A 26,541-nucleotide genomic window follows, 5' to 3' on the forward strand; every position below is an offset into this window, starting at 1 on the left:
CCCCGGTCCTCCGCGCCCGGCCGCCCCGCCCCGGTACGCCCCCGACCCGAAGGTCCCGCCCCATGACCCTGACCGCCACCGCGCCGGTGCCCCCCGCCCGGCCCCCGGCAGCCCAGGCGCCCCCGCGGCGACTGCTCGCCCGGCTGTCGCCGTACGCCTACGTCGCGCCGTTCTTCGCGCTCTTCGCCGCGTTCGGGCTGTTCCCGCTGCTCTACACCGCGTACGTCTCCCTCTACCGCGTCGAGCTCCAGACCCCCGGCGCGATGGAATGGCGGGGCCTGGACAACTACACCGCGCTCCTGCGCGACGACTTCTTCTGGACCGCGCTGCGCAACACCTTCACCATCGGGGTCGTCTCCACCGTGCCGCAGCTGCTCATGGCGCTCGGCCTCGCCCACCTGCTCAACTACAAGCTGCGGGGCCGGACCTTCTTCCGGGTCACGATGCTCCTGCCGTACGCCACGTCCGTGGCCGCCGCGACCCTGGTCTTCGCCCAGCTCTTCGGCCGCGACTTCGGCCTGGTCAACTGGCTGCTCGGACTGGCCGGCATCGGGCCCGTCGACTGGCAGTCCGGGACCGTCGCCTCGCAGATCGCGGTGTCCACGATCGTCACCTGGCGGTGGACCGGGTACAACGCGCTCATCTACCTCGCCGGGATGCAGTCCATCCCCGGGGACCTGTACGAGGCCGCCGAACTCGACGGCGCCTCGCGGTGGCGGCAGTTCCTCCACGTCACCCTGCCCGGCCTGCGGCCCACGATCCTCTTCACCATCGTGGTCTCCACCATCGGCGCCACCCAGCTCTTCGGCGAGCCGCTGCTGTTCGAGGGGAGCATCTCGGGCGGCATCTCCCACCAGTACCAGACCCTCGGCCTCTACATGTACGAGCAGGGCTGGGGCTACTTCCACCTGGGCCGCGCCGCCGCCATCGCCTGGGTGATGTTCGTCCTCATCGTCCTGCTCGTGCTGCTCAACACCGCGCTGGCACGGCGCCGTTCACGGAAGGGGACCCGTCGATGAGCGCGCTCCTCACACGGCCGCGGCCCGGCCGCGACGCCGGGACCGCACGCCCCCTCCCCCGCCTGCGTTCCGCCCGGGCGGGCCGGCAGCACCACGGCGGCCGCCTCGCCTACGCCCTCCTGATCGTCGCGGCGGTGATCTCCGCCTTCCCCTTCTACTGGACGATCGTCGCCGCGACCCGGTCCAACGCGGAGCTGGCCGCGAGCCCGCCGTCGCTGCTGCCCGGCGGCAACCTCGTGCACAACTTCCGGCAGGTGCTGGAGCAGGCCGACATCGGCAAGGCCCTGCTCAACTCCCTGATCGTGTCCGGTTCGGTGACGGTCGGCACCGTCCTGTGCTCCACGCTCGCCGGGTTCGCCTTCGCGAAACTGCGCTTCCGGGGCCGCAACGCGCTGCTCACGCTCACGGTCGGGACGATGATGATCCCGCCCCAGCTGGGCGTCATCCCGCTCTTCATGCTCATCGCGGAGCTGCACTGGGTGAACCAGCTCCAGTCCGTCATCCTCCCCGGGCTCGTCTCGGCCTTCGGGGTCTTCTTCATGCGGCAGTACCTCGCGCAGTCGCTGCCGGACGAGCTGATCGAGGCCGGCCGCGTCGACGGCGCCTCGACGGCGCGGATCTTCTGGAGCATCGTCGTCCCCGTCGCCCGGCCGGGGATGGCGGTGCTGGGGATGCTCACGTTCATGGCGTCCTGGAACGACTTCTTCTGGCCGATCATCGCGCTCACGTCGCAGGAGCCCACGGTGCAGGTCGCCTTGCGGCAGCTGGGTGGGGGGTATGTGCACGACCAGTCGGTGATCATGGCAGGCACGCTGCTGGGGACGGTGCCGGTGCTGGTGGTTTTCGGGGTGCTGGGGCGGCAGATCGTGGGCGGGATCATGCAGGGGGCGGTGAAGGGTTAACAGGTCCTCGTCTGCGGCGCCGTTGTGGTTGCGGTTGGGGTTTCTCCCCCACCCGCCCGCCGCAGGCGCAACGCACCCGCACACAGCAACGGACCGCACACAAGGAGCCCCGATGACCACGACCGCAGCCCGGACCACCAACGCCCCGCACACGACACCGGCCTTCCCCGAAGGGTTCCGGTGGGGCGCCGCCACCGCGGCCTACCAGATCGAGGGCGCTGCCGCCGAGGACGGCCGCACCCCCTCGATCTGGGACACCTTCAGCCGCACGCCCGGCAAGGTGCGCAACGGCGACACCGGGGACATCGCCGCCGACCACTACCACCGCATGCGTGAGGACGTCGCGCTGATGGCGGAGCTGGGCCTGACGGACTACCGCTTCTCCGTGTCGTGGCCCCGCGTGCAGCCGACCGGCCGGGGCCCGGCCGTGCAGAAGGGGCTCGACTTCTACCGCGCCCTGGTCGACGAGCTGCTGGACCACCGCATCCGCCCCGTCCTGACGCTGTACCACTGGGACCTCCCGCAGGAGCTGGAGGACGCCGGCGGCTGGCCCGTGCGCGGCACCGCGGAGCGCTTCGCGGAGTACGCGGGGCTCGTCGCGGACGCGCTCGGCGACCGGGTGCCGTTGTGGACGACGCTGAACGAGCCGTGGTGCTCGGCGTTCCTGGGGTACGCGCAGGGCGTGCACGCGCCGGGCCGGACGGAGCCGGAGGCGGCGCTGCGGGCGGCGCACCACCTGCTGCTGGGGCACGGCCTCGCGGTGGGCGTGCTGCGTGAACGGCTCCCCGTGCCGGCCCAGGTGTCGCTAACGCTGAACCTCGCGGCGGTGCGTCCGCACACCGGGAGCGCCGCCGACCGGGACGCCGCCCGGCGGGTCGACGCGCTGGCCAACCGGATCTGGCTGGACCCGGTGTTCCGCGGCTCCTACCCGCGGGACCTGCTGCGGGACACGGCCGCGCTGACGGACTGGTCGTTCGTGGAGGACGGCGACCTGGCGGTGATCTCCCGTCCGGTGGACGCGCTGGGCCTCAACTACTACGCCCCGACCGTGGTGGCCGCGGGCGGCCATGCGGGGCCGTCGCCGTGGCCGGGGGCCGAGGGGCACGTGCGGTTCGTGCCGGCGCCGGGGCCGCGGACGGCGATGGACTGGCCGGTGGACGCCGACGGGCTGCACGAACTCCTGCTCCGTCTGCGGGACGAACTGCCGGACACGCCGCTGCTGGTCACCGAGAACGGCGCCGCGTACGACGACTACGCCGATCCCGAGGGCGAGGTCCACGACCCGGAGCGGATCGCGTACCTGCGCGCGCACCTGGCCGCGGTGCACCGGGCGATCACGGACGGTGCCGACGTCCAGGGCTACTTCCTGTGGTCGCTGCTGGACAACTTCGAATGGGCCTACGGCTACGGCAAGCGGTTCGGCGTGGTGCACGTGGACTTCGCGAGCCAGCGCCGTACGCCGAAGGACAGCGCCCGCTGGTACGCCGGGGTCGTCGCCCGGGGCGGCCTGCCGTCGACATGAGCCGCACATGTGGACAACTGGGGCCGTGTGAAGGTGAGTTGGGTCGCACCGCGTGTGAGACGGTACGGCCACGGGAAGGTCACGTTCGGACATCGAAGGTGAAGGTGCGGTAAAACGCGCCCCGAACGGGCTGGAGGAGCCATGGTCTACTCGATCGTCCTCGGCATCGTCATCGTCACACTCGGCCTCGGCAGCATCGTCTACACCTTCTGGCACGAGGGCAGTCCGCTGACCTTGCGCCGCGGCGGCGAGCGCCACAACGGCGCCGGATGACCGCCGGCCCGGCTCCCCGTCGGGGAGCCGGGCCGGGTCCGGTCAGTACACCTTGCGGTGGCCGCCGCCGCGCTTGCGCTCGTACATCTCGCGCCCCGCGGCGGAGCGCAGCTTCCACTCCCGGCGCATCTCGGAGCGGAGCCGGGCGTCGGTGCGGGAGGCGATCCACGCGTTCTCACGGAGCAGCTTGCGGTAGCTGTCCAGCCGGCGGTGGGTCAGGATGCCGTCCTCCAGGGCGGCGAGGACCGCACAGCCGGGCTCGGAGTCGTGCGAGCAGTCGGGGAAGCGGCATTCACCGGCCAGCGCCTCGATGTCGGAGAACGTCCGGGTGAGACCGGCGTCGGCGTCCCACAGCCCGACGCCGCGCAGTCCCGGGGTGTCGATGACCACCCCGCCGCCGGGGAGCGGCAGCAGGTCGCGGGTGGTCGTGGTGTGCCGGCCCTTGCCGTCGCTGTCGCGGTTGGCCTGCACCTCCTGGACCTCGCGGCCCAGCAGGGCGTTGGTGAGCGTGGACTTGCCCGCGCCCGACTGCCCGAGCAGCACGGACGTGGTGCCGGCCAGCGCGTTCGCCACCTCCGGCACGCCCTGGCCGGTGGCGGCGCTGACGACCAGGACCTCCACGCCGGGCGCCGCGCCGCGGGCGTCGTCCAGCAGGTGGCCGGGGTCGTCGACGAGGTCGGCCTTGGTGAGGACGACCAGCGGCTGCGCGCCGCTGGTCCACGCCAGGGACACGAAGCGTTCGAGCCGTCCGAGGTCGAGTTCGGCGGCGATCGACACGGCGATGACCGCCAGGTCGACGTTGGCCGCCAGGACCTGTCCCTCGGAGCGCTTGGAGGAGGTGGAGCGGACGAAGGTCGTGCGGCGCGGCAGCAGGGCACGTACGGCGGGACCCGTGTCCGGGGTCTCGTCGACGGCGGCCCAGTCGCCGGTGCAGGCGATCCCCATGGGGTCGCGGGTGAAGACGTCCTCGGTGTCGGCGCGGACGGCCTTGAGGCCGCCGGAGCCGTCGGGGAGGACGACGTCGCACAGCCCGCGGTCGACGCGGACGATGCGGCCGGGTGCGAGTCCCCGCTCCGCGTGGACGGCGAAGTCGGAGTCGAGTGAGGAGTCCCAGCCGTAGGCGGTGAGCGCGGTGGACGGCTGCGGGACGGATCCGTTGGTCAACGGAGGAGAGCCCTTCGGGAGGGCGGTCGCGCGCGGTTGTGCCGTCGGGTGCTTCGCGACGGGCAGGGTCAGCCGGCGACCGCTGAGGTGGGGGTGATGATCTTCTGGATGCGGGCAGCGCCCAGCTCGACGGCAGTCATCGTTCCAACACCTCCCGGTTTGCTCTCGGTCCGACGGCGACACCTTAGCCGGTGTGCCGGGAGACCCCGCAACCGGTTTTCCGCGGACGGCTCACGCCGTCTCGGCGTAACGCTCCCCCGCGTACTCCCGTACCACCGGGACGACGGCCTCCGCGCCGCCGGGCAGCCGGTCGAGGCGCACCAGGGCGAAGGCCTGGTGACCGTCGACCAGGTAGGAGGGGTTGCTGTGCGGACGGCTGCCCGGCAGCGGCCACACCACCAGCCAGGGGCGGGTGTCGGTGGTGGTCGGCGGGCGGCCGACCGTGACGGCCGCGACGTCCTTCCAGGAGAAGAACGACTCCTCGCCGGTGACCTCGCGCATACCGATCCCGGCGGGCCCGACGCGCAGCCGCAGCGGCTTGCGCCAGCGCCGGTACGAGCGGCCCGTGAGGACCCAGCAGCCGATCGCGCCGAGCGGACCGAAGGCGCCGAAGGGCTCGGGGCCGGTGAAGCCGCCGTGGACGAGTTCCCAGAACGAGTAGCTGAAGACGACGCCGAGCGCCGCCCAGACCAGGGTCCAGGCGCCGGCCTGCCGGGCGTCGACGAACTGCCGCTCCCCGCCGGGCACGCGCAGTTCCGGTCCCGACACGGTCACCGGGATCGGCGGGCGTACGGCCCGTGGCGCGGTCTCGAAGGCGGCGCCGCCGTGCTCGGCGAGCGCGGCCGTCAGCTCCGGGACGCTCTGGTCGAGGTCCTCGCAGTCGACGAGCGTGTACCGCAGCCGGCCGTCCCAGGTGCGGTCGGGCTTGCGGGGGAACGTGACGCCGGGCGCCGTCCAGAGCGTGAGCCGCGGCTTGGGCGGTGTGGTGGTCTCGCTGTCCTCACCGGTGTGGGGAAGGTGCCACAGGGAGACCGCCTCGATCTGCTCCCAGGCGAGTTCCGCGTCGTGCAGCGTGATGCCGAACGCGTCGACCCGCAGCCGGAACGGCTTCCGCGCCCTTCGCAGGTCCCTCGCCCCGTTCCAGGCCCCCATGGCCCCCAGGAACCCCAGGAACAGGGGGCCCGTCGCGCTCCGCGAGGCGACCAGCCACACCAGCGCCAGCGCGACCGTGGTCAGACCTCCGATCAGCCACCGCCGGCCCCGTCTCCTGAGCGTCCGCTCTACCGTGAACTCCACCATTCCCCGCCCCCTTTGACGTCCCCACCCGGATCTCATGATGCGCTCGCCAGGGCCTGCGGCTACGGCCGTGAGCTGGGTGTTGCCCAACCGTGACGCCCGGCCGGACGGCGGCTCCGGCCGGTCGCCGCCGCGTCGCCCGCCGTTCACCGAGGGCCCCGCGAGGAGCCTCCGAGGACGACTTTGCCTGTTCTTTACAACCCGCCTCCGGGCCGCCTCGTCTCTCCGCGCGATCAGTTGCCACCACCCGCCCGTGCCCCACCGGGGGCGGGGCGGGGTGACGAAGGAGAGCGATACATGCGCAGCAGTGTTCTCATCGCCGCGGCCGTCGCGTGCGCCGCGGTGCTGGCGGGGACGGCGCCCGCGTTCGCCGACGGGCCGAGCGCGCAGCCCGCGCCGGCGCGCAGCGCCGCGCCGAGCGAAGCGCCGTCCGCGGTGCCGTCCCCGCGTCAGGTCGACCGGGTGCCGGCGGGTGCGCCCGACACCGGCGTGCAGTCCCCGGCCGGCGCGCACGGGCCGGACGGCACGGTGGTGGCGGCGGCCGGGGGCGGCCTGCTGCTCCTGGCCGGCGGCACGTTCGTGGTGACGCGGCGCAGGCGCACCACCGCCGGATGACCCCGGGCGCGAGGTGGGCCGCGGTCCTGGCGGCCCTGGTCGTGCTGCCCTGGGCGGGCGGGTGCGCGGACGGCTCCGGTGACGGTCCCGTCGCCGCGCCGCCCGTCGTCTCCGCGCCGCCCGCGGCCGCACCGACGCGCCCGTCCCCGCCGGCCCCGCTCGCCCGCTCGGTCCCGGTACGGCTGCGGATCCCGGCGATCGGGGTCGACACCCCGGTCATGGAACTGGGGCTGGCCCCGGACGGCACGGTGGAGGTCCCGCCGGTGGCGCGTCACTCGCCCGCCGGCTGGTACCGCCACTCCCCCACGCCGGGGCAGCTCGGCCCGTCCGTGCTCCTGGCCCACGTCACCGTCGGCCGGTTCGGCGACGGGGTCTTCCGCGACCTGGCACGGCTGCGCCCGGGCGACCGGGTCGTGGCGGGGCTCCGGGACGGCGCGTCGGCGGAGTTCACCGTGGACCGGGTGCGGACGGTGGCCAAGGCGCACTTCCCGGCCCAGGAGGTCTACGGCGACGTGGACCGCCCCGAGCTGCGCCTGATCACCTGCGGCGGCCCCCGCACCGCCGACGGGAGCGGATACCGCGACAACGTCGTGGTATTCGCCTCCCTGACCTCGCGGGACCGCGGCTAGGGACGGCCGGCCGGGCCGGGTGGCGGTACGCCCCCCGGCCCGGCCGTCCGGTGGCACGCCTGCGGCATGATGAACGACGGAATGTGGAGAGTGTTGAAACGGTCTTCCCGGGACGAAGCGGCGTCCGAGCTGTTCGCCGCCCTCTACCCCCGCCTGGCCGGCTGGTGCCGGCGGCTGGTCGACGACGACGAGACGGCCCACGAGATCGCCTCGGAGGCCTTCACCCGGCTGTGGGCGCGCTGGACGAGCGTGGACGAACCGCGCGGCTTCCTCTACGTCACGGCGGCCAACATCGTGCGCGACCACTGGCGGAAGCTGGAGCGCGAACGCCGGGCCATGCGCCGCGCCACCGCGGAGGTCCTCGTCGACGGGCAGGGCGAGGGACGCGACGGGCAGACCGACCCTTCGGTGCGGATGCTCGTCCAGTCGCTGCCCGAGCGGCTGCGCGTGCCCATCCTGCTGTACTACTACGCCGACATGCCGGTCCGGGAGGTGGCGGCCGCGACGGGGCGGAAGGAAGGAACCGTGAAGGCCGACCTCCACGCGGCCAGGGAAATGCTGCGAGCCGGACTGAGGAGAAGCCTTGATCACACCCATTGAGGGCCCGGACGAGGAGCGGGACCCGGAGCTGAGCGCCCTGCTGCGGCCCGCCACGGTCCTGCTCGGGCCGCCGCCCGGCCGGTTCCGGGAGGTCCGCCGCGTGGCGGCGCGGCGCAAGCTGCTGCGGGCGGCCGCGGGAGCCGGGGTGTCCCTGGCGGTGGCGGCGGTCGTCGCCGTGCCGCTGCACCTGCTGTCCGCCCCGGGGCAGGGCCCCACGGTCGGGCCGGCCGTGCCCGCGGTGTCCGTCCCCCCGGCGGCCGACCCCCCGCCCTCGCCGCGCCCGACCACGTCACCCGTCCCGGAGCCGTCCGAGACCCCCGGCCCGGACCGCCGCACCGGCTCCCCCGCCGCCCCCGATCCGCGCCGCGCAGCCTCCTCCGCCCGCCAGACCGACGTCGTCTCGGCCACACCTCTCGGCCGTGCCACGGACGACCCCCCGGCCCGCCCCCGCGGCTGACCGGCTCCGCCACGGAGGACGTGTGAGGCCGGGGCGGTGCGTGTCCGATTCGTTCAAGACGGGCCGGGCGGCGCGACCCTACGGTTGCGGCATGACTCTTCGTTTGGATGTCGTCGAGATCGTCGTGGCCGACATGGCCGCCTCGCTGGCCTTCTACCGCAGGCTGGGGCTGGAGATCCCCGCCGGGGTGGAGGCGGACCCGCATGTGGAGGTGGCGCTGCCCGGGGGGCTGCGGATGGCGTGGGACACCGTGGAGACCGTCCGGTCGTTCGACGCCTCCTGGGCGCCGCCGCAGGGTGGTCACCGGATGGCGCTGGCCTTCACCTGCGACGGGCCGAAGGAGGTGGACGCGACGTTCGCCGAGCTGACCGGGGCCGGGTACGCGGGACACCTGAAGCCCTTCGACGCGCCCTGGGGGATGCGGTACGCCGTGGTCCTGGACCCGGACGGGAACCCGGTCGACCTCTTCGCGGCGCTGCCGCAGGGGTAGCCGGGGTCAGGAGAGCAGGTCGCCGAGCGGGACGCCGGCGAGGGCGCGGACGTCGCGGGCCAGATGGGCCTGGTCCGCGTAACCGGCGCGGGCGGCGACGTCGGCGAAGGGATGGCCGCGGCGGGCCAGTCCCAGTGCGCGTTGGAGGCGCAGGATGCGGGCGAGGGTCTTGGGCCCGTAGCCGAAGGCCTCCAGGCAGCGGCGGTGGAGCTGGCGTTCGCTCAGCCCGGTGTCCTCGGCGACGGTGCCGACGCGCGCGCCGGCCGCCAGGCGCGCGGCGATCCGCGGGCCCCACGGGGGCGCCGCGCGCCGCACGTCCCGTGCGAGCACCAGGGCCTCCAGGACGGCGCCGGGGTCGGCGGCCGCGGCGACGCGCTCGGTGGCCCGGCGTGCCTGCGCGCCGGGCCACAGCGCGTCCAGCGGAACACGGCGGTCGCGCAGTTCGTGCGCGGGCAGCCCGAACACGGCGGGCCCGACGCCGGGGGCGAAGCGCAGGCCCGCGTACCGCGTGCCGGGCGGGCTGCCGGAGAGGTGGGCGGCGGTGTCGGGGCCCGCCGCGAACAGACCGGTGTCCTCGCCCCAGATCAGGTCGATGCAGCCGTCGGGCAGCACGCGGGCCGCCCCGGCACCCGCTGTCCTCGTCCACAGCACGGCGCCGGGCACCGTCGAGGCCTGTTCCCGGTACACCGCTCCAGCATGGCACCGGCCACCGACAGCGCGCCGGGTGCGCCTCAGTCGCGCGGGGGCTTGCCGCCGTTCTTGCCCGAGGGCCGGCGCCCGCGCAGCCGGGACCGCACGTCCTCCGGCGGCAGGAAGCCCGCCCAGCGCTCGGGGAATTCGGCGGGCGGGTCCTCCGGACCGACCTCGTCGTCCGGGCCGGACTCGAACGCGGCGCGACGGGCGGCGGCCTCCGCGACGAGGTCGGCGGCGGCGCGTTCCCTGGCCCGGGCGTTCTCCTCGCGGGCGGCCGCGGTCTCGATCGACGGCCACACCCGGTCGATGGCCGCGTTGACGGCCGCTCCGACGAGCACCGCGAAGGCCGACACGAAGATCCACAGCAGGACGGCGACGGGCGCCGCCAGCGATCCGTAGATGGTCGGGCCCTCGACGGTGTGGGTGAGGTAGATGCGCAGCACGAAGCTGCCGAGGACCCACATCAGCAGGGCGACGGCCGCCCCGGGCATGTCCTCGTACCAGGGCGACCGCACCGGTACGGAGACGTGGTACAGCGTGGTGAGGAACGCGATCGACAGCACGCTGACGACCGGCCAGTACAGTATCCGGATCACGGCCTCGCTCCACGGCAGGAACGACACCACCGCGTCCGGACCGACGACCATCAGCGGCATGACGACCGCGCCGATCACCAGGGCGACGATGTAGAGCAGCAGCGCCAGCAGCCGCGTCCTGACGATGCCGCGCCTGCCCTCCAGCCCGTACATGATCGTGATCGTGTCGACGAAGACGTTGAGGGCCCGCGATCCGGACCACAGGGCGATGACGAAGCCGATGGAGATCACGTCGGGCCGTCCGCCGCCGAAGACGTCGTCGACGAGCGGCCGCATCAACTGGTCGACGCCCTTGTCCGACAGGACCGTCGCGGCGGCCGTGAGGATGTTGCCGCGGATGTTGTCGATCGTGTCGGTGCCGATGATCTCGTCGACGTAGCCGATGGCGCCGACGAGGCTCAGCAGCAGCGGCGGCAGGGAGAGCAGCACGAAGAAGGCGGCCTCGGCGGCGAGTCCGGTGACGCGGTACTCCATGCAGGAGTCGACCGTGTCCTTGAGCAGCAGCCAGCCCACCTTGCGCTTGGATACGTTCCTGTAGAGGGCCCGCGCCCGGTGGAGTCGGCCTCGCCTGGGCCGCTCGGGTGTTTCGTCTGCTGCCTGCACGCGCCTACCGTAACCGTCATGAGTCCCCCCACACACACCGTGACCAACCAGGCTCCGCCCCTGGTCGGGTATGACGTGTACGCCACCGACACCGCCCTGGTGGAGGGGGTGGCACGGCACGTGGCGCCCGGGCTCCGGGAGGAGGTCCACCGGGAGCTCGGCGAGATCGGCCGGGGCGCGGGTTCCGCGCAGGCGCGGGGGTGGGCGGAGGCCGCCGACACCCATCCGCCGGTGCTGCGCACCCACGACCGCTACGGGCACCGGATCGACGAGGTGGAGTTCCACCCGGCCTGGCACCGACTGCTGGGACGGGCGGTCTCGTCGGGGCTCACCGACGCCTGGTCGCGCCCCGGCGGACATCTGCGGCGCGCGGCGGGTTTCCTGGTGTGGTCCCAGGCGGAGGCCGGGCACGGCTGCCCGGTGTCGATGACGCACGCGGCGGTGCCGGCGCTGCGGGCCGACCCGGCGCTGGCCGCCGAGTGGGAGCCCCGGCTGGGGTCGCGGGTGTACGACCCGCAGCTGGTGGCACCGGGAGGCAAGCCCGGGGCGCTGTTCGGCATGGGGATGACCGAGAAGCAGGGCGGCTCGGACCTGCGGGCCACCACCACGCGGGCGGAGCCGCTGGCGGAGGAGGGCACGTACCTGCTCACCGGCCACAAGTGGTTCTGCTCGGCACCGATGTCGGACGCCTTCCTCGTGCTGGCGCAGGCGTCCCCCTCCTCGGGGAAGGGGGGCCTGACCTGCTTCCTGCTGCCCCGGGTGCTACCGGACGGCTCCCGCAACGTCTTCCTGATCCAGCGGCTCAAGGACAAGCTGGGCAACCGCTCCAACGCCTCGGCGGAGGTGGAGTTCGACGGCACGTGGGCGCGCCGGGTCGGCGAGGAGGGGCGGGGGGTGGCGACCATCATCGAGATGGTGGCGGCCACCCGGCTGGACTGCGCGACCGGTTCCGCCGCGCTGATGCGGCAGGCGGTGGCGCAGGCGGTGCACCACGCGGCGCACCGCAGCGCGTTCGGCGGGCTTCTGGTCGACAAGCCGCTGATGCGGAACGTCCTGGCGGACCTGGCGCTGGAGTCGGAGGCGGCCACCACGACCGTGCTGCGGCTGGCGGCGGCGTACGACGCGGACGACGAGCAGGAGCGGCACTTCCGGCGGCTGGCGGTGGCGGTCTCCAAGTACTGGGTCACCAAGCGCTGCCCGCCGCTGGTGGCGGAGGCGCTGGAGTGCCTGGGCGGCAACGGCTACGTGGAGGAGTCGGGGCTGCCGCGGCTGTTCCGGGAGTCGCCGCTGAACTCGGTGTGGGAGGGCTCGGGCAATGTGCAGGCCCTGGACGTGCTGCGGGTGCTGCAGAGGGAGCCGCGCGCGCTGAACGCCTTCCTCGGCGAGATCGGCCTGGCGCGCGGCGCGGACCACCGGCTGGACGGCGCGATCACGTCGCTGCTGACCGAACTGGCCGATCTGGAGGGCGTCGAGGCCCGGGCGCGCCGGGTGGTGGAGCGCATGGCGCTGGTGCTGCAGGGTTCGTTGCTGGTGCGGTTCGCCCCGGTCGAGGTCTCGGACGCGTTCTGCGCCTCGCGGCTCGGCCGGGACTGGGGCGCGACCTTCGGCACGCTGCCGCGCGGGCTGGACCTGGCGGCGATCGTGGAGCGGGCGCGCCCCCAGGTGTGAGGGGCGGGTGCGGCGGCGGTCCGCCCGAGGTCCCGACGGAAGGACCGGGACCTTCGGGGAAACGTTCCGCCGCCGCGCCGCACTGAGGGTGGTGCCGCGCCGACTCGGCACCACCCCCGGTCTCGCCTCACCGTCGCACGGAATCAGGGTTCCGTACGAATAGCGTGATGCGCCGTCACTGTCCGTCGAATGCGCGCATATTCGCAACCGTTGCAGACAGTTGCAAGGTATTGGCCGGATATCCCACCGGAGGGACCGGCCCGGCGGCACCATATGCACATGGTGTGGCAGCGGAGAACCGGCGCGGCCACTGCCCGAGCGCAGAAAGCGCTGCGCACACGGACGCGGGGAGCACCATGAGCCAGGTTCCGATCGACGCACGGTCGTTGTCGGTCCAGTCCGTCCAGGAACCGCGCCGTTCCGCACGGCTGCTGGGCGACATGCGGGACGCCGCACTCGGCGGCGGATCGGGTGGCACGGTGCCCAGACCGGTGATCCAGGACTCCTGGCGGCGCGCCCTGGACCTCGGTGTCGACCCGGACAACGGCAGCCACGCCGGCATGCTGACCGCCGACGAGATCGAGGTGCGCAGGCGCCGCACCCCGCTGAACGACGTGATGTCCGCGCTGCGCGACGGCCTGGTCTCGGTCGCCGACGAGGCCCGGCACATCATGGTGGTCACCGACCCCGAGGGCCGGGTGCTGTGGCGGGACGGCAGCCTGGCCGTCCGCAGGAGCGCGGACCGGCTCGGCTTCGCCGAGGGCGCCTCGTGGTCGGAGGAGGCCGTCGGCACCAACGCGATCGGCACCGCCCTGGTCACCGGGCGGCCGGTGCAGGTGCACTCCTCGGAGCACTTCGTCCGGGTGCACCACCAGTGGACCTGTGCCGCGGCCCCGCTCATCGACCCGCGGGACGGCCGGCTGCTGGGCGCGGTGGACGTCAGCGGGCCCGCGGCCGGGATGCACCCCGCGATGCTGTCCCTGGTGACCGCGGTGACCAAGGTCGCCGAGGCCGAACTGCGCAGCCTGCACTGGGCGGCCGTGGACCGGCTGCGCTCGGTCTCCGCCCCGCTGCTCGCCCGGATGCCGGGCCGGGCGGCGGTCGTCGACCCCAACGGCTGGACGGCGGCGGTGACCGGGATGCCGCCGGTGGAGCGGATCACGCTGCCCGCCGCGCCGAGCGCCGGACGTACGTGGGTGCCCGCGCTGGGCACCTGCACCCTGGAGCCGCTGCCGGGCGGCTGGCTGGTGCGGGTCGCCACGCCGGAGGAGGAGGTGCCCGGGGCCGGGCACGTGGTGCTGGACCTCGGCCGTCCCCGCACGTGGACGGTGAACGTCTCCGGTGCGGCCGGCGGCTGGTCGCAGGAGCTCAGCCCGCGCCACGCCGAACTGCTCTTCGTGCTGGCCCTGCACCGGGACGGCCGCACCGCCGCGGAACTGGCCGGCGACCTGTTCGGCGACCCCTCCCGCACGGTGACGGTGCGCGCCGAGATGTCCCGCCTGCGCCGCACCCTGGCCGGGGTGCTCGACCACCGCCCCTACCGCTTCGCGGACGGCGTCGAGGTCGAGGTGGTCCGCCCCGCCCACCCCGCTGACCTGCTGCCGCACTCGACGGCGCCGGCGGTGCGCGGAGCGCGCTTCGGGGAGTGAGGCCGCGACCCGGACGGGCCGCGGCAGCGAGCCGGGAACCCGCCGGGCCCGCGAGGCCGCAGAATGTGGCGCATGAGCACTAGCGTCACGGTGACCACGTGGTCACTGGAGCAGACCTCCCACGCCGATCTGCGGCCCTCCCTGGAGCCGGACCCCGCGACGTCGGGCATCCGCATCGCGCGGGCCGAGGTGCCGTCCCCGGAGTTCAGCCGCTTCCTCTACACGTCGGTGGGCGCGGACTGCGCCTGGACGGACCGCCTGCCGTGGTCCTACGAGCAGTGGCGGGCCTTCCTGGAGCGCCCGGGCGTGGAGACCTGGGTGGCGTACGACCGGGACACCCCGGCCGGCTACATCGAACTGGACCCGCAGGACGACGGCCAGGTCGAGATCGCGTACTTCGGGCTGCTGCCCGCCTTCCGGGGGCGGCGGATCGGCGGGCACCTGCTGTCCGTCGGCATCGCCCGCGCCTGGGACCTGGCGGAGCGCCGGCCGGACCGCACCCCGACGAAGCGGGTGTGGGTGCACACCTGCAGCCTGGACGGGCCGCACGCGCTGGCCAACTACGAGAACCGCGGCTTCCGCATCTTCCGCACCGAGACGGGGGAAGAGGAGGAGAGGCCCGTCACCGGGCCCTGGCCCGGAGCCCGGTAGGGACCGGCGGACGGGAAGGGGCGGGCATGGACGTCGTCGGGGTCGGGGCGCTCAACCTGGACCTCATCACGGGCGCGTCCGCCCTGAACGGCGGCCCGGTGCTGGCCCGGCTCGGCGCGCACATGCGGCTGCGCCCGCCGCCGGAGAGCGGCGGCGAACGCATGGTCGACGAGCCCGCCGTCCGCGCCGGCCTGGAGTGGCTGCGGGCCGAGGGGGTGCCGCTCACGCCGGAACCGGGCGGCTCGGCCTTCAACACCCTCCATGCGCTGGGCCGTCTGGGCCGCGGGCTGCGGCTCGGGTACGTGGGCGTGGCGGGCCGCGACCCGCTGGGCGCGGCCGGCCCCCTCGCCGTCCTGGACGGTCTCGGCATCGACCGGCGGCTGGTGGCCCGGGACCCGGACCGGCTGTGCGGGATCTGCCTGTCCGTGCACGACGGCGGGGAGCGCACGCTGCTGACCCACACCGGGGCGAACACGCGGATCGCCGCCCATGTGCGGGAGCGGTTCGAGGAGATCGCCGGCTACCTGGCGGCGGCGCGGGCGGTGCACGTCACCTCGTTCCTGGATCCGGACGGCGGCGCGGTGCTGCACCGGCTGCTGGTGGAGGTGCGGCGGCGTTCGCCGGGGACGCTGATCAGCTTCGACCCGGGGCACGTCTGGTCGGCGGAGCCGACCGCCGATGTGCTGGCCATGGCGGCGATGAGCGACTACCTGCTGGTCAACGGGCGGGAGTTCGAGCGGCTGGGCCGGGTGCGGACCCGGGCGGAGGGCGCGGCCGTGGTGAAGTACCCGGACCGGGTGGAGGTGCACCGGCCCGGCACCGTGGAGCGCTACGCGCACCGGCCGCTCCCCGACCGCGAGGTGGAGGACGCGACGGGGGCGGGCGACGTCTTCGCGGCGGGGCTGCTGGCGGCGCTGGTCGCGGACCGCGCCCCGCTCGGTGCGGGGGTGCGGCTGGGTTCGGCGCTGGCGGGCCACAAGCTGCGTCATGTGGGGACCCGCGGGCACGGTGGGTTCCGGGCCATCGCGGCCGATTTCCTGCGCCCGGCGAGTCCTGTCAGGTGACGGACAATCCGTGCATCTCGCCATGCGGGATGAAGGCGTCCACATGGTGGATAACGGTGGACTGGCCCGAGATCCGCGTGACACGCTTTCGACATGTCTCGCACTGGAATCGCCTTGGTAGGTCGGCTGCACGTCGACCTCGGACGCATGTCCAGCGCCATCTGTCAGGCGTGCTGAGCACTCGCCGCCGTCCCGTCCAGGACTGACCCGGCCGTCCCCGGCCTCGCGGGCGCAACCACGCGCCAACGCCCCGCACCGTTCGTAGTGCTGTGGCGTATCCGCAGGCCAAGGGGACTCTTCGCGCTACGACCGACTCTGTCCAGCCTGCCAGAAGGACCGCATCGCCATGGCTTCCACCCCTGACCAGCCGAACGCCGCCGCGCCGCGCCGCAAGGTGAGCCGCCACCGCGGCGAGGGCCAGTGGGCGGTCGGCCACATGACGCCGCTCAACGCCAACGAGCAGTTCAAGCGGGACGACGACGGTCTCAACGTGCGGACACGCATTGAGACGATCTACCGGTACCGCGGCTTCGACGCGATCGACGGCGCGGACCTGCGCGGCCGCATGCGCTGGTGGGGTCTGTACACCCAGCGCAAGCCCGGGATCGACGGCGGCAAGACCGCGATCCTGGAGCCGGAGGAGCTGGACGACAAGTACTTCATGCTCCGGGTCCGCATCGACGGCGGCCGGCTCACCACCGAGCAGCTGCGCGTCATCGGCGAGGTCTCCCAGGAGTTCGCCCGCGGCACCGCCGACATCACCGACCGGCAGAACATCCAGCTGCACTGGATCCGCATCGAGGACGTCGCCGAGATCTGGCAGCGCCTGGAGGCCGTGGGCCTGTCCACCACCGAGGCGTGCGGCGACACCCCGCGGGTCATCCTCGGCTCCCCCGTCGCCGGGATCGCCGAGGACGAGATCCTCGACGGCACCTGGGCCGTGGACGAGGCCCACCGCCGCATCGTCGGCAACAAGGAGTTCTCCAACCTCCCCCGCAAGTTCAAGTCGGCGATCTCCGGCTCCCCGCTGCTGGACGTGGCCCACGAGATCAACGACGTCGCCTTCGTCGGCGTCCGCCACCCCGAGCACGGGCCGGGCTTCGACGTGTGGGTCGGCGGCGGTCTGTCCACCAACCCCAAGATCGGCGTCCGGCTGGGCGCGTGGGTGCCGCTGGAGGAGGTCCCGGACGTCTTCGAGGGCGTCATCTCGATCTTCCGCGACTACGGCTACCGGCGGCTGCGGACCCGCGCCCGGCTGAAGTTCCTGGTCGCCGACTGGGGCGCGGAGAAGTTCCGCCAGGTGCTGGAGGACGAGTACCTGGGGCGCGAGCTGGCCGACGGCCCCGCCCCCGACCAGCCGGTCCAGCAGTGGCGGGACCACGTGGGCGTGCACCGCCAGAAGGACGGCCGCTACTACGTCGGCTTCGCGCCGCGCGTCGGCCGGGTGGACGGCACCACGCTCAGCAAGATCGCCGAGCTGGCGGAGGCGCACGGCTCCGGCCGGCTGCGGACCACCGTCGAGCAGAAGATGATCGTGCTGGACGTCGAGCAGGACCGGGTCGACTCCCTCGTCTCGGGTCTGGAGGCGCTGGACCTGCAGGTGAGGCCCTCCCCGTTCCGCCGCGGCACGATGGCCTGCACCGGCATCGAGTTCTGCAAGCTGGCCATCGTCGAGACCAAGGCGCGCGGCTCCTCACTGATCGACGAACTCGAGCGCCGGCTCCCGGAGTTCGAGGAGCCGATCACGATCAACATCAACGGCTGCCCGAACGCCTGCGCCCGGATCCAGGTCGCCGACATCGGCCTCAAGGGCCAGCTCGTGCTGGACGACGAGGGCAACCAGGTGGAGGGCTACCAGGTGCACCTGGGCGGCGCACTGGGCCTGGAGGCCGGCTTCGGCCGCAAGGTCCGGGGGCTGAAGGTCACCGCGGACGAGCTGCCCGACTACGTCGAGCGCGTCCTGAAGCGCTTCCAGGCCGAGCGTACGGACGGCGAGCGCTTCGCGCAGTGGGTGACGCGGGCGAGCGAGGAGGCGCTGTCGTGAGCGAACGCGCCGCACCGTTCTACTGCCCCTACTGCGGGGACGAGGACCTGCACCCCGCGGAGCAGGGCCACGGCGCCTGGGAGTGCCGGTCGTGCAACCGCGCGTTCCAGCTGAAGTTCCTGGGCCTGCTGGCCCGGGGGCTGCGGACCGAGCACCGTGAGGGAGGCCCTTCGTGACCACCGCGCAGCAGCACACCGCGGACGAACTGCGGGCGCTGGCCGAGCAGGCGGGCCGGGACCTGGAGGACGCCACCGCGCTCGACGTCCTGCGCTGGGCCACCGGCACCTTCGGGTCCCGGTTCTGCGTCACCTCCTCGATGGAGGACGCGGTCGTGGCGCACCTGGCCTCGCGCGTCGCCCCGGGTGTCGACGTCGTCTTCCTCGACACCGGTTACCACTTCCCGGAGACCATCGGCACCCGTGACGCGGTCGCCGCCGTCATGGACGTGCAGCTCATCACGCTGACCCCGCGTCAGAGCGTGGCCGAGCAGGACGCCGAGTACGGGCCGAAGCTCCACGACCGCGACCCCGACCTGTGCTGCGCGCTGCGCAAGGTCACGCCGCTGGAGGAGGGCCTGACCGGCTACGACGCCTGGGCGACCGGCCTGCGCCGCGACGAGTCCCCCACCCGCGCGAACACCCCGGTCGTGGGCTGGGACGCGCGGCGCGGGAAGGTCAAGGTCTCCCCCATCGCCCGCTGGACGCAGGACGACGTGGACTCCTACGTCACGGAGCACGGGGTGCTCACCAATCCGCTGCTCATGGACGGTTACGCCTCGGTCGGCTGCGCCCCCTGCACCCGCCGGGTGCTTCAGGGCGAGGACGCCCGGGCCGGCCGCTGGGCGGGACGGGCCAAGACCGAGTGCGGGCTGCACGGCTGATGACGACGGAACGGATCTCCCGGGAGGGGCGGATGGGCGTGACGGGCACAGGGGCCACGGTGTGGCTCACGGGTCTGCCGAGCGCGGGCAAGACCACGATCGCCCAGGCGCTGGCCGGGCGGCTGCGCGGCGACGGGCACCGGGTGGAGGTCCTGGACGGCGACGAGATCCGCGAGTTCCTCTCCGCGGGCCTCGGCTTCGGCCGCGAGGACCGGCACACCAATGTGCAGCGGATCGGTTTCGTCGCCGAACTCCTCGCCGCCAACGGGGTCAAGGTGCTGGTCCCGGTCATCGCGCCGTACGCCGACAGCCGGGAGGCTGTCCGCAAGCGCCACGAGGCGCGGGGCACGACGTACCTGGAGGTGCACGTCGCCACCCCGGTGGAGGTCTGCACCGTGCGTGACGTGAAGGGCCTGTACGCCAAGCAGGCCGCGGGCGAGATATCCGGGCTGACCGGCGTCGACGACCCGTACGAGGCACCCGAGACCCCCGATCTGCGGATCGAGACCCAGGACCACACCGTCGAGGACTCAGCGGCGCTGCTCACGGCGTTGCTGATGGAGAGGGGACTGGCGTGACCACGGTCGTCGCGGTCGACGAGAGCACCGGCAATCCTTTCGCGCTGTCGCACCTGGACGTTCTGGAGTCCGAGGCGGTGCACATCTTCCGTGAGGTGGCGGGAGAGTTCGAGCGGCCGGTGATCCTCTTCTCCGGCGGCAAGGACTCCATCGTCATGCTCCACCTGGCGCTGAAGGCCTTCGCCCCCGCGGCGGTCCCCTTCTCGCTGCTGCACGTCGACACGGGTCACAACTTCCCCGAGGTGCTGGAGTACCGGGACCGCACCGTCGCGGAGCACTCCCTGCGGCTGCACGTCGCCTCGGTTCAGGACTACATCGACGACGGCCGGCTGCGCGAGCGCCCCGACGGCACCCGCAACCCGCTGCAGACGGTGCCGCTGACCGAGGCCATCCAGGAGCTGCGCTTCGACGCGGTCTTCGGCGGCGGCCGCCGTGACGAGGAGAAGGCCCGCGCCAAGGAGCGGGTGTTCTCGCTGCGCGACGAGTTCTCCCAGTGGGACCCGCGCCGCCAGCGCCCCGAGCTGTGGCAGCTCTACAACGGCCGGCACGCCCCCGGCGAGCACGTGCGCGTCTTCCCGCTGTCCAACTGGACCGAGCTGGACGTGTGGCAGTACATCGCCCGCGAGGGCATCGAGCTGCCGGAGATCTACTACGCCCACGAGCGCGAGGTGTTCCGGCGCAGCGGCATGTGGCTGACCGCGGGCGACTGGGGCGGCCCGAAGGACGGCGAGTCGGTGGAGACCCGGCTGATCCGCTACCGCACGGTGGGCGACATGTCCTGCACCGGCGCGGTGGACTCCGACGCCGCCACCATCGACGCGGTCATCGCCGAGATCGCCGCGTCCCGGCTCACCGAGCGGGGCGCCACCCGGGCCGACGACAAGCTCTCCGAGGCCGCGATGGAAGACCGCAAGCGCGAGGGGTACTTCTAGCCATGACCACCGGCACCACCGCCGAGCAGCTCTCGGCCACCTCCCTGCTGCGCTTCGCCACCGCGGGTTCCGTCGACGACGGCAAGTCCACGCTGGTCGGCCGGCTGCTGCACGACTCCAAGTCGGTGCTCGCCGACCAGCTGGAGGCCGTCGAACTGGCCTCCGCCCGCCGCGGTCAGGAGGCGCCGGACCTGGCGCTGCTCACCGACGGCCTGCGCGCCGAGCGCGAGCAGGGCATCACCATCGACGTGGCGTACCGCTACTTCGCCACGCCGCGGCGGCGGTTCATCCTGGCGGACACGCCGGGGCACGTGCAGTACACGCGGAACATGGTGACCGGCGCCTCGACCGCCGAGCTGACCGTGATCCTGGTGGACGCCCGCAACGGCGTCGTGGAGCAGACCCGCCGGCACGCGGCGCTGGCGGCGCTGCTGCGGGTGCCGCACGTGGTGCTCGCGGTCAACAAGATGGACCTGGCCGACTGGTCGGAGCCGGTCTTCGCGGCCATCGCCGAGGAGTTCACCGCCTACGCGGCCTCCATCGGCGTCCCGGAGATCACCACGATCCCCATCTCGGCCCTGGTCGGCGACAACGTCGTGTCCCCGTCGGCGAACATGGACTGGTACGGCGGCCCGACGATCCTGGAGCACCTGGAGACCGTCCCCGTCGGCAGCGACCCCGGCGGGCACCCGGCGCGCTTCCCCGTGCAGTACGTGATCCGCCCGCAGACCGCGGAGCACCCCGACTACCGCGGCTACGCGGGGCAGATCGCCTCGGGCGTGCTGCGCGTCGGCGACCCGGTGACGGTCCTGCCGTCCGGGCTGACCAGCACGATCAGCGGTATCGACGTGCTCGGCACCCCGGTCGACGTGGCGTGGGCGCCGCAGTCGGTGACGCTGCTGCTCGGCGACGACCTGGACGTCTCGCGCGGCGACCTGATCGCGCCGTCCGACGCCGCCCCGGCGACCACCCAGGACGTCGAGGCGACCGTGTGCCACCTGCACGAGCGGCCGCTGAAGGTGGGCGCGCGCGTGCTGCTGAAGCACAGCACGCGCACGGTCAAGGCGGTCGTGAAGCGGCTGCCGTACCGGATCGACCTGACCCGGGGGCTGGAGCACGAGGACGAGCCGGGCGAGTTCGGCGTCAACGACATCGGCACGGTGGTGCTGCGCACCTCGGAGCCGCTGCCGCTGGACGCGTACGCCGACTCCCGGCTCACCGGCTCCTTCCTGCTGATCGACCCGGCGGACGGCACCACGCTGACCGCCGGCATGGCGGGCGAGGCCTTCGCCGCCCGCACCGCCACGGCCGCGGGCGACGCGGCCGGTGACGACGAGGGGTGGGATTTCTGATGGCGTTCGACGACGCCTTCGCCGGATTCGCCAAGGAGGGCGGTCGCGTCGGCAGCGGCTGTCTGGGCAGCGGCACGGGCGGTGTCACGCGATGTGCGCGCTGACCCCGTCCGAGCACCGCACCCGCGCCGCGCACGCGGCACCGCACCACCGACCACCAGACAGCCACCACCCCGGCGCGCCGTAGAGAGCGCGAGCCGGGGCCATCGAGAGGATCGCCTCCCGTGACTGCCGATCGCACCACCGCCCCGAGAACGTCCGCCCGTCGCCGCCTCATAGCCGGCGCCGCCCTTCTGCCGCTGCTGGCCCTGGCCGCCTGCGGCTACGGCTCCGACAAGAAGGACGACACCACCAACGCGGCCGCGAGCAGCGGCACCAGCAAGAAGCTGTCCGCCTCGACGGTGAAGATCGGCTACTTCGCGAACCTCACCCACGCCACCCCGCTGGTGGGCCTGAAGGAGGGCTTCTTCGCCGACGAGCTGGGCTCGGGCACCACGATCAAGGAGTCGGTGTTCAACGCCGGGCCCGCCGAGATCGAGGCCCTCAACGCCGGTTCCATCGACATCGGCTGGATCGGCCCCTCCCCCGCGGTCAACGGCTGGACGAAGTCCGGCGGCAAGAGCCTGAAGATCATCTCCGGTTCGGCCTCCGGCGGCGTCAAGCTGGTCGTCAACCCGGACAAGATCAAAACCCTGAAGGACGTCAAGGGCAAGAAGATCGCCACCCCGCAGCTCGGCAACACCCAGGACGTGGCGTTCCTCAACTGGATCGCCGAGCAGGGCTGGAAGGTCGACGCGACCAGCGGCAAGGGCGATGTCTCCGTGGTCCGCACGGACAACAAGGTCACCCCCGACGCCTACAAGACCGGCTCCATCGACGGCGCGTGGGTGCCCGAGCCCACCGCGTCCAAGCTGGTCGCCGAGGGCGCGAAGGTGCTCCTGGACGAGCGTGACCTGTGGCCGGACAAGAAGTTCGTCATCACGAACGTGATCGTCTCCCAGGCGTTCCTCAAGGACCACCCGGACGTCGTCGAAGCCGTCCTGCGCGGCTCGGTGAAGACCAACGCCTGGATCAGCGCCAACCCCGACAAGGCCAAGGCCGACGCCAACGCGCAGTTGGAGAAGCTCTCCGGCAAGCCGCTGCCCGCCGACGTCATCGACCCGGCGTGGCAGAGCATCCAGGTCATCGACGACCCGCTGGCGTCCACCCTGCAGACCGAGGCCGACCACGCCGTCACCGCCGGCCTGCTGGAGAAGCCCTCGCTCAAGGGCATCTACGACCTGACGATCCTCAACAAGATCCTCAAGGGCGAGGGCAAGGCCGGGATCGACGACGCCGGTCTCGGCGGCTGAGGCCCGGCAGCACCGATGAAGACCGCAGCCCCAGCCCTCAGGAGGTGACGCCATGGCCACCGCACTCACCAAGCAGCCCGCCGTGACGGTCGACGCGGCCCCGTACGCCGCACGGCTCGAGCACGTCTCGAAGTCCTTCGGCCGTCCCGGCGCGGAGACGCACGTGCTGGACGACATCAGCATCGATGTCGCCCCGGGCGAGTTCGTCTGCCTCCTGGGGGCCTCGGGCTGCGGCAAGTCCACACTGCTCAACCTGGTCGCAGGACTCGACCGGCCGTCCGCCGGGGGCATCGAGACCCCCGGCGGCCGCCCGGCCCTGATGTTCCAGGACCACGCCCTGTTCCCGTGGCTCACCGCGGGCAGGAACATCGAACTCGCCCTGCGCATGCGCGGCGTGCCGCGCGCCGAGCGGCGCCCGGAGGCCGAGCGGCTGCTGGAGCTCGTCCGTCTGAAGGGCGCGTACGGCAAGCGGGTGCACGAACTGTCCGGCGGCATGCGGCAGCGCGTCGCGCTGGCCCGGGCGCTGGCGCAGGACAGCCAGTTGCTGCTGATGGACGAGCCGTTCGCGGCGCTCGACGCCATCACCCGTGACGTCCTGCACGAGGAGCTCACCCGCATCTGGGCCGAGACCCGCCTGTCGGTGCTCTTCGTGACCCACAACGTCCGCGAGGCGGTGCGGCTCGCGCAGCGGGTCGTGCTGCTCTCCTCGCGGCCGGGACGGATCGCCCGGGAGTGGACGGTCGGCATCCCGCAGCCGCGCCGCATCGAGGACTCGGCGGTCGCCGAGCTCTCCGTGGAGATCACCGAACACCTCCGGGGGGAGATCCGGCGCCATGGCCAGCACTGAGACGAAGGCGGACGTCGGGCCGGGCGGCGACCTCGCGGGGCTGGAGGCCGGGCTCGACGCCCTGGAGACCCGGTCCGCCACCCGCGTGCCGCTGGCCCGCGTACTGCTGCAGAAGGCCGTTCCCCCGCTCGTCGCCATCGCGCTGGTGCTGGTGGTGTGGCAGCTCGCGTACCACTTCGAGCTCAAGCCGCACTACCAGCTGCCCAGCCCGGCGGAGGTCGGGCGCGCCCTGCAGGACAAGTGGCTCGACGGCACGCTGCTCGGCTACGTCTGGACGAGCCTGTCGCGCGGCGCGCTGGGCTTCGTGGCCTCCGTCGCGATCGGCACGCCGCTCGGCCTGCTCGTGGCGCGGGTCCGGGTGGTGCGGGCCGCGATCGGGCCGATCCTGTCGGGCCTGCAGTCCCTGCCGTCGGTGGCGTGGGTGCCCGCGTCGATCATCTGGTTCGGGCTCTCGGACGCCACGATCTACTGCGTGGTGCTGCTGGGCGCGGTGCCCTCGATCGCCAACGGCCTGGTCGCGGGCGTCGACCAGATCCCGCCGCTGTTCCTGCGGGCCGGCCGCACCATCGGCGCCACCGGCATCCACGCGGTGCGGCACGTGCTGCTGCCGGCCGCCCTGCCGGGTTACCTCGCCGGCCTCAAGCAGGGCTGGGCCTTCTCCTGGCGCTCCCTGATGGCCGCCGAGCTCATCGCCACCTCTCCCGACCTCGGCGTGGGCCTGGGCCAGCTGCTGGAGCAGGGGCGCGAACTGTCCGACATGCCGAGCGTGCTGGCGGCGATCCTGCTGATCCTGATCGTCGGCATCGGCATCGAACTGCTGGTGTTCGCGCCGCTGGAGCGTTCGGTGCTGCGCAGCCGCGGCCTGTTCGCACGGGGCTGACCATGACCGCGCATCCCGTCCTCCTCGTCGTCGCCCACGGCAGCCGCGACCCGCGGCACGCCGCGACCGTCCACGCGCTGACCGAGCGGGTCCGGGCGGCCCGTCCCGGGCTGCGCGTGGAGACGGCCTTCCTCGACCACTGCGCACCGAGCGTGCCGCGGGTCCTGGACCGGCTGGCCGCGGAGGGCGTGCGCGAGGTGGTGGCGCTGCCGCTGCTGCTCACCCGGGCCTTCCACGCCAAGGCCGACATCCCGGCGGTGCTGCGCGAGTCCGCGGCACGGCACGCCCGGATGCGCGTGCACCGGGCCGACGTGCTCGGCCCCTCACCACTGCTTCTGGCCGCGCTGGAGCGGCGGCTGCGCGAAGCCGGGCTCGGCCCCGGCGACCGCCCCTCGACCGGGATCGTCCTGGCGTCGGCGGGCTCCTCGGACCCGGAGGCGATCGCAGTGATCGCAGAAATCGCGCGGGAGTGGCGGCGTACCGGTTGGTGCGCCGTGCGGCCTGCGTTCGCCTCCGCATCCCTTCCCACCACGGACGAGGCGGTGCGCGCACTGCGCGCCGAGGGCGTACGGCACGTCGCCGTCGCGCCGTACGTCATCGCGCCGGGCTTCCTGCCCGACCGCATCGCCCGTGGCGCCGTGGCCTCCGGGGCGGACGTCCTCGCCGACGTCCTCGGCGATGCCCCGGAGGTCGCCCGGCTGCTGCTGCGGCGCTTCGACGAGGCGCTGCGACCCCGGTTCGCGCTGGCGCTGGCCTGAGGCGCGGCGCGCCGCGGGCGGCGCGTCGTCAGGACACGGCGTCCGCCAGGCGTTCGACCTGGGCGGGGTCCGACGACCAGCAGTAGAGCATCACTTCGTCGGCACCGATGCCGGCGTACCCGGCGACCGCGTCGCGGATCTCCTCCGGAGTGGTCAGGAGGCCCTCCGCCACACGGTCGGCGAAGTCGGTGAAGGCGTAGTAGGCGCGGATGTTGCCGCGGGCGGCGGTGACCACCGCGTCCGGACCGAGCGCGACGTTGGCCTGGGCGACCAGGCGGGGCCGGCCGGGCCGTGCGTGCCGTTCCCAGCTCCGTTCCGCCTCGCGGAAGAGCCGGTCCATCGCCTTGGGCGGCAGCCCGGCGCCGAGGAAGCCGTCGCCGTGGCGGCCGACCCGGTCGACCGCCGCCGGGGCGAAGCCGCCGAAGAGCACCTCGGGCCCGCCCGGGGTCGCGGGGGCGGGGCCGATCGGCCCGGCCCCGTCGCCGTACGGGTCACCCGCCCAGAGGCGGCGCAGCACGGTCATCTGCTCGTCGAGCAGGCGGCCGCGGCGGCGGAAGTCGGCTCCCGCCGCGCGGAAGTCGTCCTCGCGGGCGCCCACGCCGATGCCGAGGGTGAAGCGGCCTGCGGACAGCCGGTCCAGCGTCGCGGCCTGCTTGGCCAGGACGGCGCCGTCGCGGAACGGGGTGATGAGGACCTCGGTCTGCAGCCGGATCCGGCGGGTCGCCCCGGCGAGCACGGCGAGGGTGACCAGTGGTTCGGGGTTGTCGTACACGAGGCGGTCGAGCAGGCCGAGGGTGCTGAACGGACCGTCGTCGGCGCGGCGGGCCCAGGTCGTCAGCACGGCGGGGTCGTCGACGGGAAGGCCGAGACCGATCTTCATGGGGAACTCCTCCGGAAGGGCAGGGACAAGTGGTGCCGCCCCTCCGTGACCGCACGACCGACCGTGCGGGCCGCTCCCGTTCTGCGGCGTCCTTCAGGGAGCGTGTGCGTCGAGTGCTGCCACCGTAACCCGGCGCCCCCCCGCCCC

28 protein-coding genes are annotated in these 26,541 nt (G+C 73.5%); 23 read left to right on the forward strand and 5 right to left on the reverse strand.

What is annotated here, in order from left to right:
- Positions 1-62: 62 nt before the first annotated feature.
- The 4 genes from OG937_12980 to OG937_12995 all read left to right on the forward strand — a co-directional run bounded on the left by OG937_12980 (position 63) and on the right by OG937_12995 (position 3,716).
- Positions 63-1,019: a sugar ABC transporter permease gene (locus OG937_12980; protein WUD72533.1), complete on the forward strand. Its 957-nt coding sequence runs from the start codon at positions 63-65 to the stop codon at positions 1,017-1,019.
- The gene (locus OG937_12985; protein ID WUD72534.1) at positions 1,016-1,921 is read left to right on the forward strand and encodes a carbohydrate ABC transporter permease; all 906 of its coding nucleotides are present in this window, start codon (positions 1,016-1,018) and stop codon (positions 1,919-1,921) included. Before OG937_12980 ends, OG937_12985 begins: the two co-directional genes overlap by 4 nt.
- A gap of 112 nt (positions 1,922-2,033) precedes the next feature.
- Positions 2,034-3,443 carry a GH1 family beta-glucosidase gene (locus OG937_12990; protein WUD72535.1) on the forward strand — a complete coding sequence of 470 codons (1,410 nt, stop codon included), beginning with the start codon at positions 2,034-2,036 and terminating at the stop codon, positions 3,441-3,443.
- A gap of 141 nt (positions 3,444-3,584) precedes the next feature.
- Positions 3,585-3,716: a hypothetical protein gene (locus OG937_12995; GenBank protein ID WUD72536.1), complete on the forward strand. Its 132-nt coding sequence runs from the start codon at positions 3,585-3,587 to the stop codon at positions 3,714-3,716.
- Positions 3,717-3,758: 42 nt separating this feature from the next.
- Here OG937_12995 and rsgA read toward each other — a convergent pair whose 3' ends face one another.
- Together rsgA and OG937_13005 are read right to left on the reverse strand one after the other, a co-directional pair.
- Complete coding sequence (gene rsgA, locus OG937_13000) at positions 3,759-4,880, reverse strand: ribosome small subunit-dependent GTPase A (GenBank protein ID WUD72537.1); 1,122 nt, start codon at positions 4,878-4,880, stop codon at positions 3,759-3,761.
- A 231-nt stretch (positions 4,881-5,111) separates the two neighbouring features.
- Entirely contained in the window at positions 5,112-6,179 is a 1,068-nt protein-coding gene (locus OG937_13005; GenBank protein WUD72538.1) for a hypothetical protein, read from the reverse strand.
- 294 nt (positions 6,180-6,473) lie between these two features.
- On the opposite strand from OG937_13005, the gene OG937_13010 reads away from it, so the two are divergent.
- From OG937_13010 to OG937_13030, 5 genes are all read left to right on the forward strand, one after another.
- A complete protein-coding gene (locus OG937_13010) occupies positions 6,474-6,791 on the forward strand; it encodes an LPXTG cell wall anchor domain-containing protein (protein WUD72539.1) in 318 nt (105 codons plus the stop codon).
- On the forward strand, positions 6,788-7,420 hold the full coding sequence (locus OG937_13015; GenBank protein ID WUD72540.1) for a class F sortase: 633 nt from the start codon (positions 6,788-6,790) through the stop codon (positions 7,418-7,420). The genes OG937_13010 and OG937_13015 overlap by 4 nt, the downstream gene beginning before the upstream one ends.
- A gap of 93 nt (positions 7,421-7,513) precedes the next feature.
- Positions 7,514-8,020 (forward strand): sigma-70 family RNA polymerase sigma factor, encoded by a 507-nt coding sequence (locus OG937_13020; protein ID WUD72541.1) that lies wholly within the window; start codon positions 7,514-7,516, stop codon positions 8,018-8,020.
- Positions 8,004-8,477 carry a hypothetical protein gene (locus OG937_13025; GenBank protein WUD72542.1) on the forward strand — a complete coding sequence of 158 codons (474 nt, stop codon included), beginning with the start codon at positions 8,004-8,006 and terminating at the stop codon, positions 8,475-8,477. The genes OG937_13020 and OG937_13025 overlap by 17 nt, the downstream gene beginning before the upstream one ends.
- Positions 8,478-8,568: 91 nt before the next feature.
- Positions 8,569-8,967, forward strand: a complete 399-nt coding sequence (locus tag OG937_13030) for a VOC family protein (GenBank protein WUD72543.1) — start codon at positions 8,569-8,571, stop codon at positions 8,965-8,967.
- Between the two features lie 6 nt (positions 8,968-8,973).
- Here the strand turns inward: OG937_13030 and OG937_13035 are convergent, their stop codons facing one another.
- Complete coding sequence (locus OG937_13035) at positions 8,974-9,654, reverse strand: helix-turn-helix transcriptional regulator (protein ID WUD72544.1); 681 nt, start codon at positions 9,652-9,654, stop codon at positions 8,974-8,976.
- 44 nt (positions 9,655-9,698) lie between these two features.
- On the reverse strand, positions 9,699-10,859 hold the full coding sequence (locus OG937_13040) for a YihY/virulence factor BrkB family protein (GenBank protein WUD72545.1): 1,161 nt from the start codon (positions 10,857-10,859) through the stop codon (positions 9,699-9,701).
- 18 nt (positions 10,860-10,877) lie between these two features.
- On the opposite strand from OG937_13040, the gene OG937_13045 reads away from it, so the two are divergent.
- The 14 genes from OG937_13045 to OG937_13110 all read left to right on the forward strand — a co-directional run bounded on the left by OG937_13045 (position 10,878) and on the right by OG937_13110 (position 25,514).
- Entirely contained in the window at positions 10,878-12,527 is a 1,650-nt protein-coding gene (locus OG937_13045; protein WUD72546.1) for an acyl-CoA dehydrogenase family protein, read from the forward strand.
- A gap of 356 nt (positions 12,528-12,883) precedes the next feature.
- Positions 12,884-14,176, forward strand: a complete 1,293-nt coding sequence (locus OG937_13050) for a GAF domain-containing protein (protein ID WUD72547.1) — start codon at positions 12,884-12,886, stop codon at positions 14,174-14,176.
- 72 nt (positions 14,177-14,248) lie between these two features.
- Positions 14,249-14,827: a GNAT family N-acetyltransferase gene (locus OG937_13055; protein ID WUD72548.1), complete on the forward strand. Its 579-nt coding sequence runs from the start codon at positions 14,249-14,251 to the stop codon at positions 14,825-14,827.
- Between the two features lie 26 nt (positions 14,828-14,853).
- A complete protein-coding gene (locus OG937_13060) occupies positions 14,854-15,891 on the forward strand; it encodes a PfkB family carbohydrate kinase (GenBank protein WUD72549.1) in 1,038 nt (345 codons plus the stop codon).
- A 346-nt stretch (positions 15,892-16,237) separates the two neighbouring features.
- Positions 16,238-17,935 (forward strand): nitrite/sulfite reductase, encoded by a 1,698-nt coding sequence (locus OG937_13065; protein WUD72550.1) that lies wholly within the window; start codon positions 16,238-16,240, stop codon positions 17,933-17,935.
- On the forward strand, positions 17,932-18,111 hold the full coding sequence (locus OG937_13070) for a DpnI domain-containing protein (protein WUD72551.1): 180 nt from the start codon (positions 17,932-17,934) through the stop codon (positions 18,109-18,111). Before OG937_13065 ends, OG937_13070 begins: the two co-directional genes overlap by 4 nt.
- Positions 18,108-18,815 carry a phosphoadenylyl-sulfate reductase gene (locus tag OG937_13075; GenBank protein WUD72552.1) on the forward strand — a complete coding sequence of 236 codons (708 nt, stop codon included), beginning with the start codon at positions 18,108-18,110 and terminating at the stop codon, positions 18,813-18,815. Before OG937_13070 ends, OG937_13075 begins: the two co-directional genes overlap by 4 nt.
- Before the next feature lie 32 nt (positions 18,816-18,847).
- On the forward strand, positions 18,848-19,393 hold the full coding sequence (gene cysC, locus OG937_13080; protein ID WUD78725.1) for an adenylyl-sulfate kinase: 546 nt from the start codon (positions 18,848-18,850) through the stop codon (positions 19,391-19,393).
- The gene (gene cysD, locus OG937_13085; GenBank protein ID WUD72553.1) at positions 19,390-20,325 is read left to right on the forward strand and encodes a sulfate adenylyltransferase subunit CysD; all 936 of its coding nucleotides are present in this window, start codon (positions 19,390-19,392) and stop codon (positions 20,323-20,325) included. The genes cysC and cysD overlap by 4 nt, the downstream gene beginning before the upstream one ends.
- Positions 20,326-20,327: 2 nt before the next feature.
- A complete protein-coding gene (locus OG937_13090) occupies positions 20,328-21,677 on the forward strand; it encodes a GTP-binding protein (protein ID WUD72554.1) in 1,350 nt (449 codons plus the stop codon).
- A gap of 224 nt (positions 21,678-21,901) precedes the next feature.
- Complete coding sequence (locus tag OG937_13095; protein ID WUD72555.1) at positions 21,902-23,029, forward strand: ABC transporter substrate-binding protein; 1,128 nt, start codon at positions 21,902-21,904, stop codon at positions 23,027-23,029.
- 52 nt (positions 23,030-23,081) lie between these two features.
- On the forward strand, positions 23,082-23,876 hold the full coding sequence (locus OG937_13100) for an ABC transporter ATP-binding protein (GenBank protein WUD72556.1): 795 nt from the start codon (positions 23,082-23,084) through the stop codon (positions 23,874-23,876).
- Complete coding sequence (locus OG937_13105) at positions 23,863-24,756, forward strand: ABC transporter permease (GenBank protein WUD72557.1); 894 nt, start codon at positions 23,863-23,865, stop codon at positions 24,754-24,756. The genes OG937_13100 and OG937_13105 overlap by 14 nt, the downstream gene beginning before the upstream one ends.
- Positions 24,757-24,758: 2 nt before the next feature.
- On the forward strand, positions 24,759-25,514 hold the full coding sequence (locus tag OG937_13110) for a sirohydrochlorin chelatase (protein ID WUD72558.1): 756 nt from the start codon (positions 24,759-24,761) through the stop codon (positions 25,512-25,514).
- A gap of 28 nt (positions 25,515-25,542) precedes the next feature.
- Here OG937_13110 and OG937_13115 read toward each other — a convergent pair whose 3' ends face one another.
- Positions 25,543-26,394, reverse strand: a complete 852-nt coding sequence (locus OG937_13115) for an LLM class flavin-dependent oxidoreductase (protein WUD72559.1) — start codon at positions 26,392-26,394, stop codon at positions 25,543-25,545.
- Positions 26,395-26,541: the final 147 nt, after the last annotated feature.

It is taken from the genome of Streptomyces sp. NBC_00510, from assembly GCA_036013505.1.
In the GTDB taxonomy this organism is placed as follows: Bacteria; Actinomycetota; Actinomycetes; order Streptomycetales; family Streptomycetaceae; genus Actinacidiphila.

Excerpts from the sequence above, each read along its gene's own strand:
- OG937_12980 (WUD72533.1), top strand. The coding sequence starts at position 63 with ATGACCCTGACCGCCACCGCGCCGGTGCCCCCCGCCCGGCCCCCGGCA.
- OG937_12985 (WUD72534.1), top strand. The coding sequence starts at position 1,016 with ATGAGCGCGCTCCTCACACGGCCGCGGCCCGGCCGCGACGCCGGGACC.
- OG937_12990 (WUD72535.1), top strand. The coding sequence starts at position 2,034 with ATGACCACGACCGCAGCCCGGACCACCAACGCCCCGCACACGACACCG.
- OG937_12995 (WUD72536.1), top strand. The coding sequence starts at position 3,585 with ATGGTCTACTCGATCGTCCTCGGCATCGTCATCGTCACACTCGGCCTC.
- OG937_13005 (WUD72538.1), bottom strand. The coding sequence starts at position 6,179 with ATGGTGGAGTTCACGGTAGAGCGGACGCTCAGGAGACGGGGCCGGCGG.
- OG937_13010 (WUD72539.1), top strand. The coding sequence starts at position 6,474 with ATGCGCAGCAGTGTTCTCATCGCCGCGGCCGTCGCGTGCGCCGCGGTG.
- OG937_13015 (WUD72540.1), top strand. The coding sequence starts at position 6,788 with ATGACCCCGGGCGCGAGGTGGGCCGCGGTCCTGGCGGCCCTGGTCGTG.
- OG937_13030 (WUD72543.1), top strand. The coding sequence starts at position 8,569 with ATGACTCTTCGTTTGGATGTCGTCGAGATCGTCGTGGCCGACATGGCC.
- OG937_13045 (WUD72546.1), top strand. The coding sequence starts at position 10,878 with ATGAGTCCCCCCACACACACCGTGACCAACCAGGCTCCGCCCCTGGTC.
- OG937_13050 (WUD72547.1), top strand. The coding sequence starts at position 12,884 with ATGAGCCAGGTTCCGATCGACGCACGGTCGTTGTCGGTCCAGTCCGTC.
- OG937_13055 (WUD72548.1), top strand. The coding sequence starts at position 14,249 with ATGAGCACTAGCGTCACGGTGACCACGTGGTCACTGGAGCAGACCTCC.
- OG937_13060 (WUD72549.1), top strand. The coding sequence starts at position 14,854 with ATGGACGTCGTCGGGGTCGGGGCGCTCAACCTGGACCTCATCACGGGC.
- OG937_13065 (WUD72550.1), top strand. The coding sequence starts at position 16,238 with ATGGCTTCCACCCCTGACCAGCCGAACGCCGCCGCGCCGCGCCGCAAG.
- cysC (WUD78725.1), top strand. The coding sequence starts at position 18,848 with ATGGGCGTGACGGGCACAGGGGCCACGGTGTGGCTCACGGGTCTGCCG.
- OG937_13090 (WUD72554.1), top strand. The coding sequence starts at position 20,328 with ATGACCACCGGCACCACCGCCGAGCAGCTCTCGGCCACCTCCCTGCTG.
- OG937_13100 (WUD72556.1), top strand. The coding sequence starts at position 23,082 with ATGGCCACCGCACTCACCAAGCAGCCCGCCGTGACGGTCGACGCGGCC.
- OG937_13105 (WUD72557.1), top strand. The coding sequence starts at position 23,863 with ATGGCCAGCACTGAGACGAAGGCGGACGTCGGGCCGGGCGGCGACCTC.
- OG937_13110 (WUD72558.1), top strand. The coding sequence starts at position 24,759 with ATGACCGCGCATCCCGTCCTCCTCGTCGTCGCCCACGGCAGCCGCGAC.
- OG937_13115 (WUD72559.1), bottom strand. The coding sequence starts at position 26,394 with ATGAAGATCGGTCTCGGCCTTCCCGTCGACGACCCCGCCGTGCTGACG.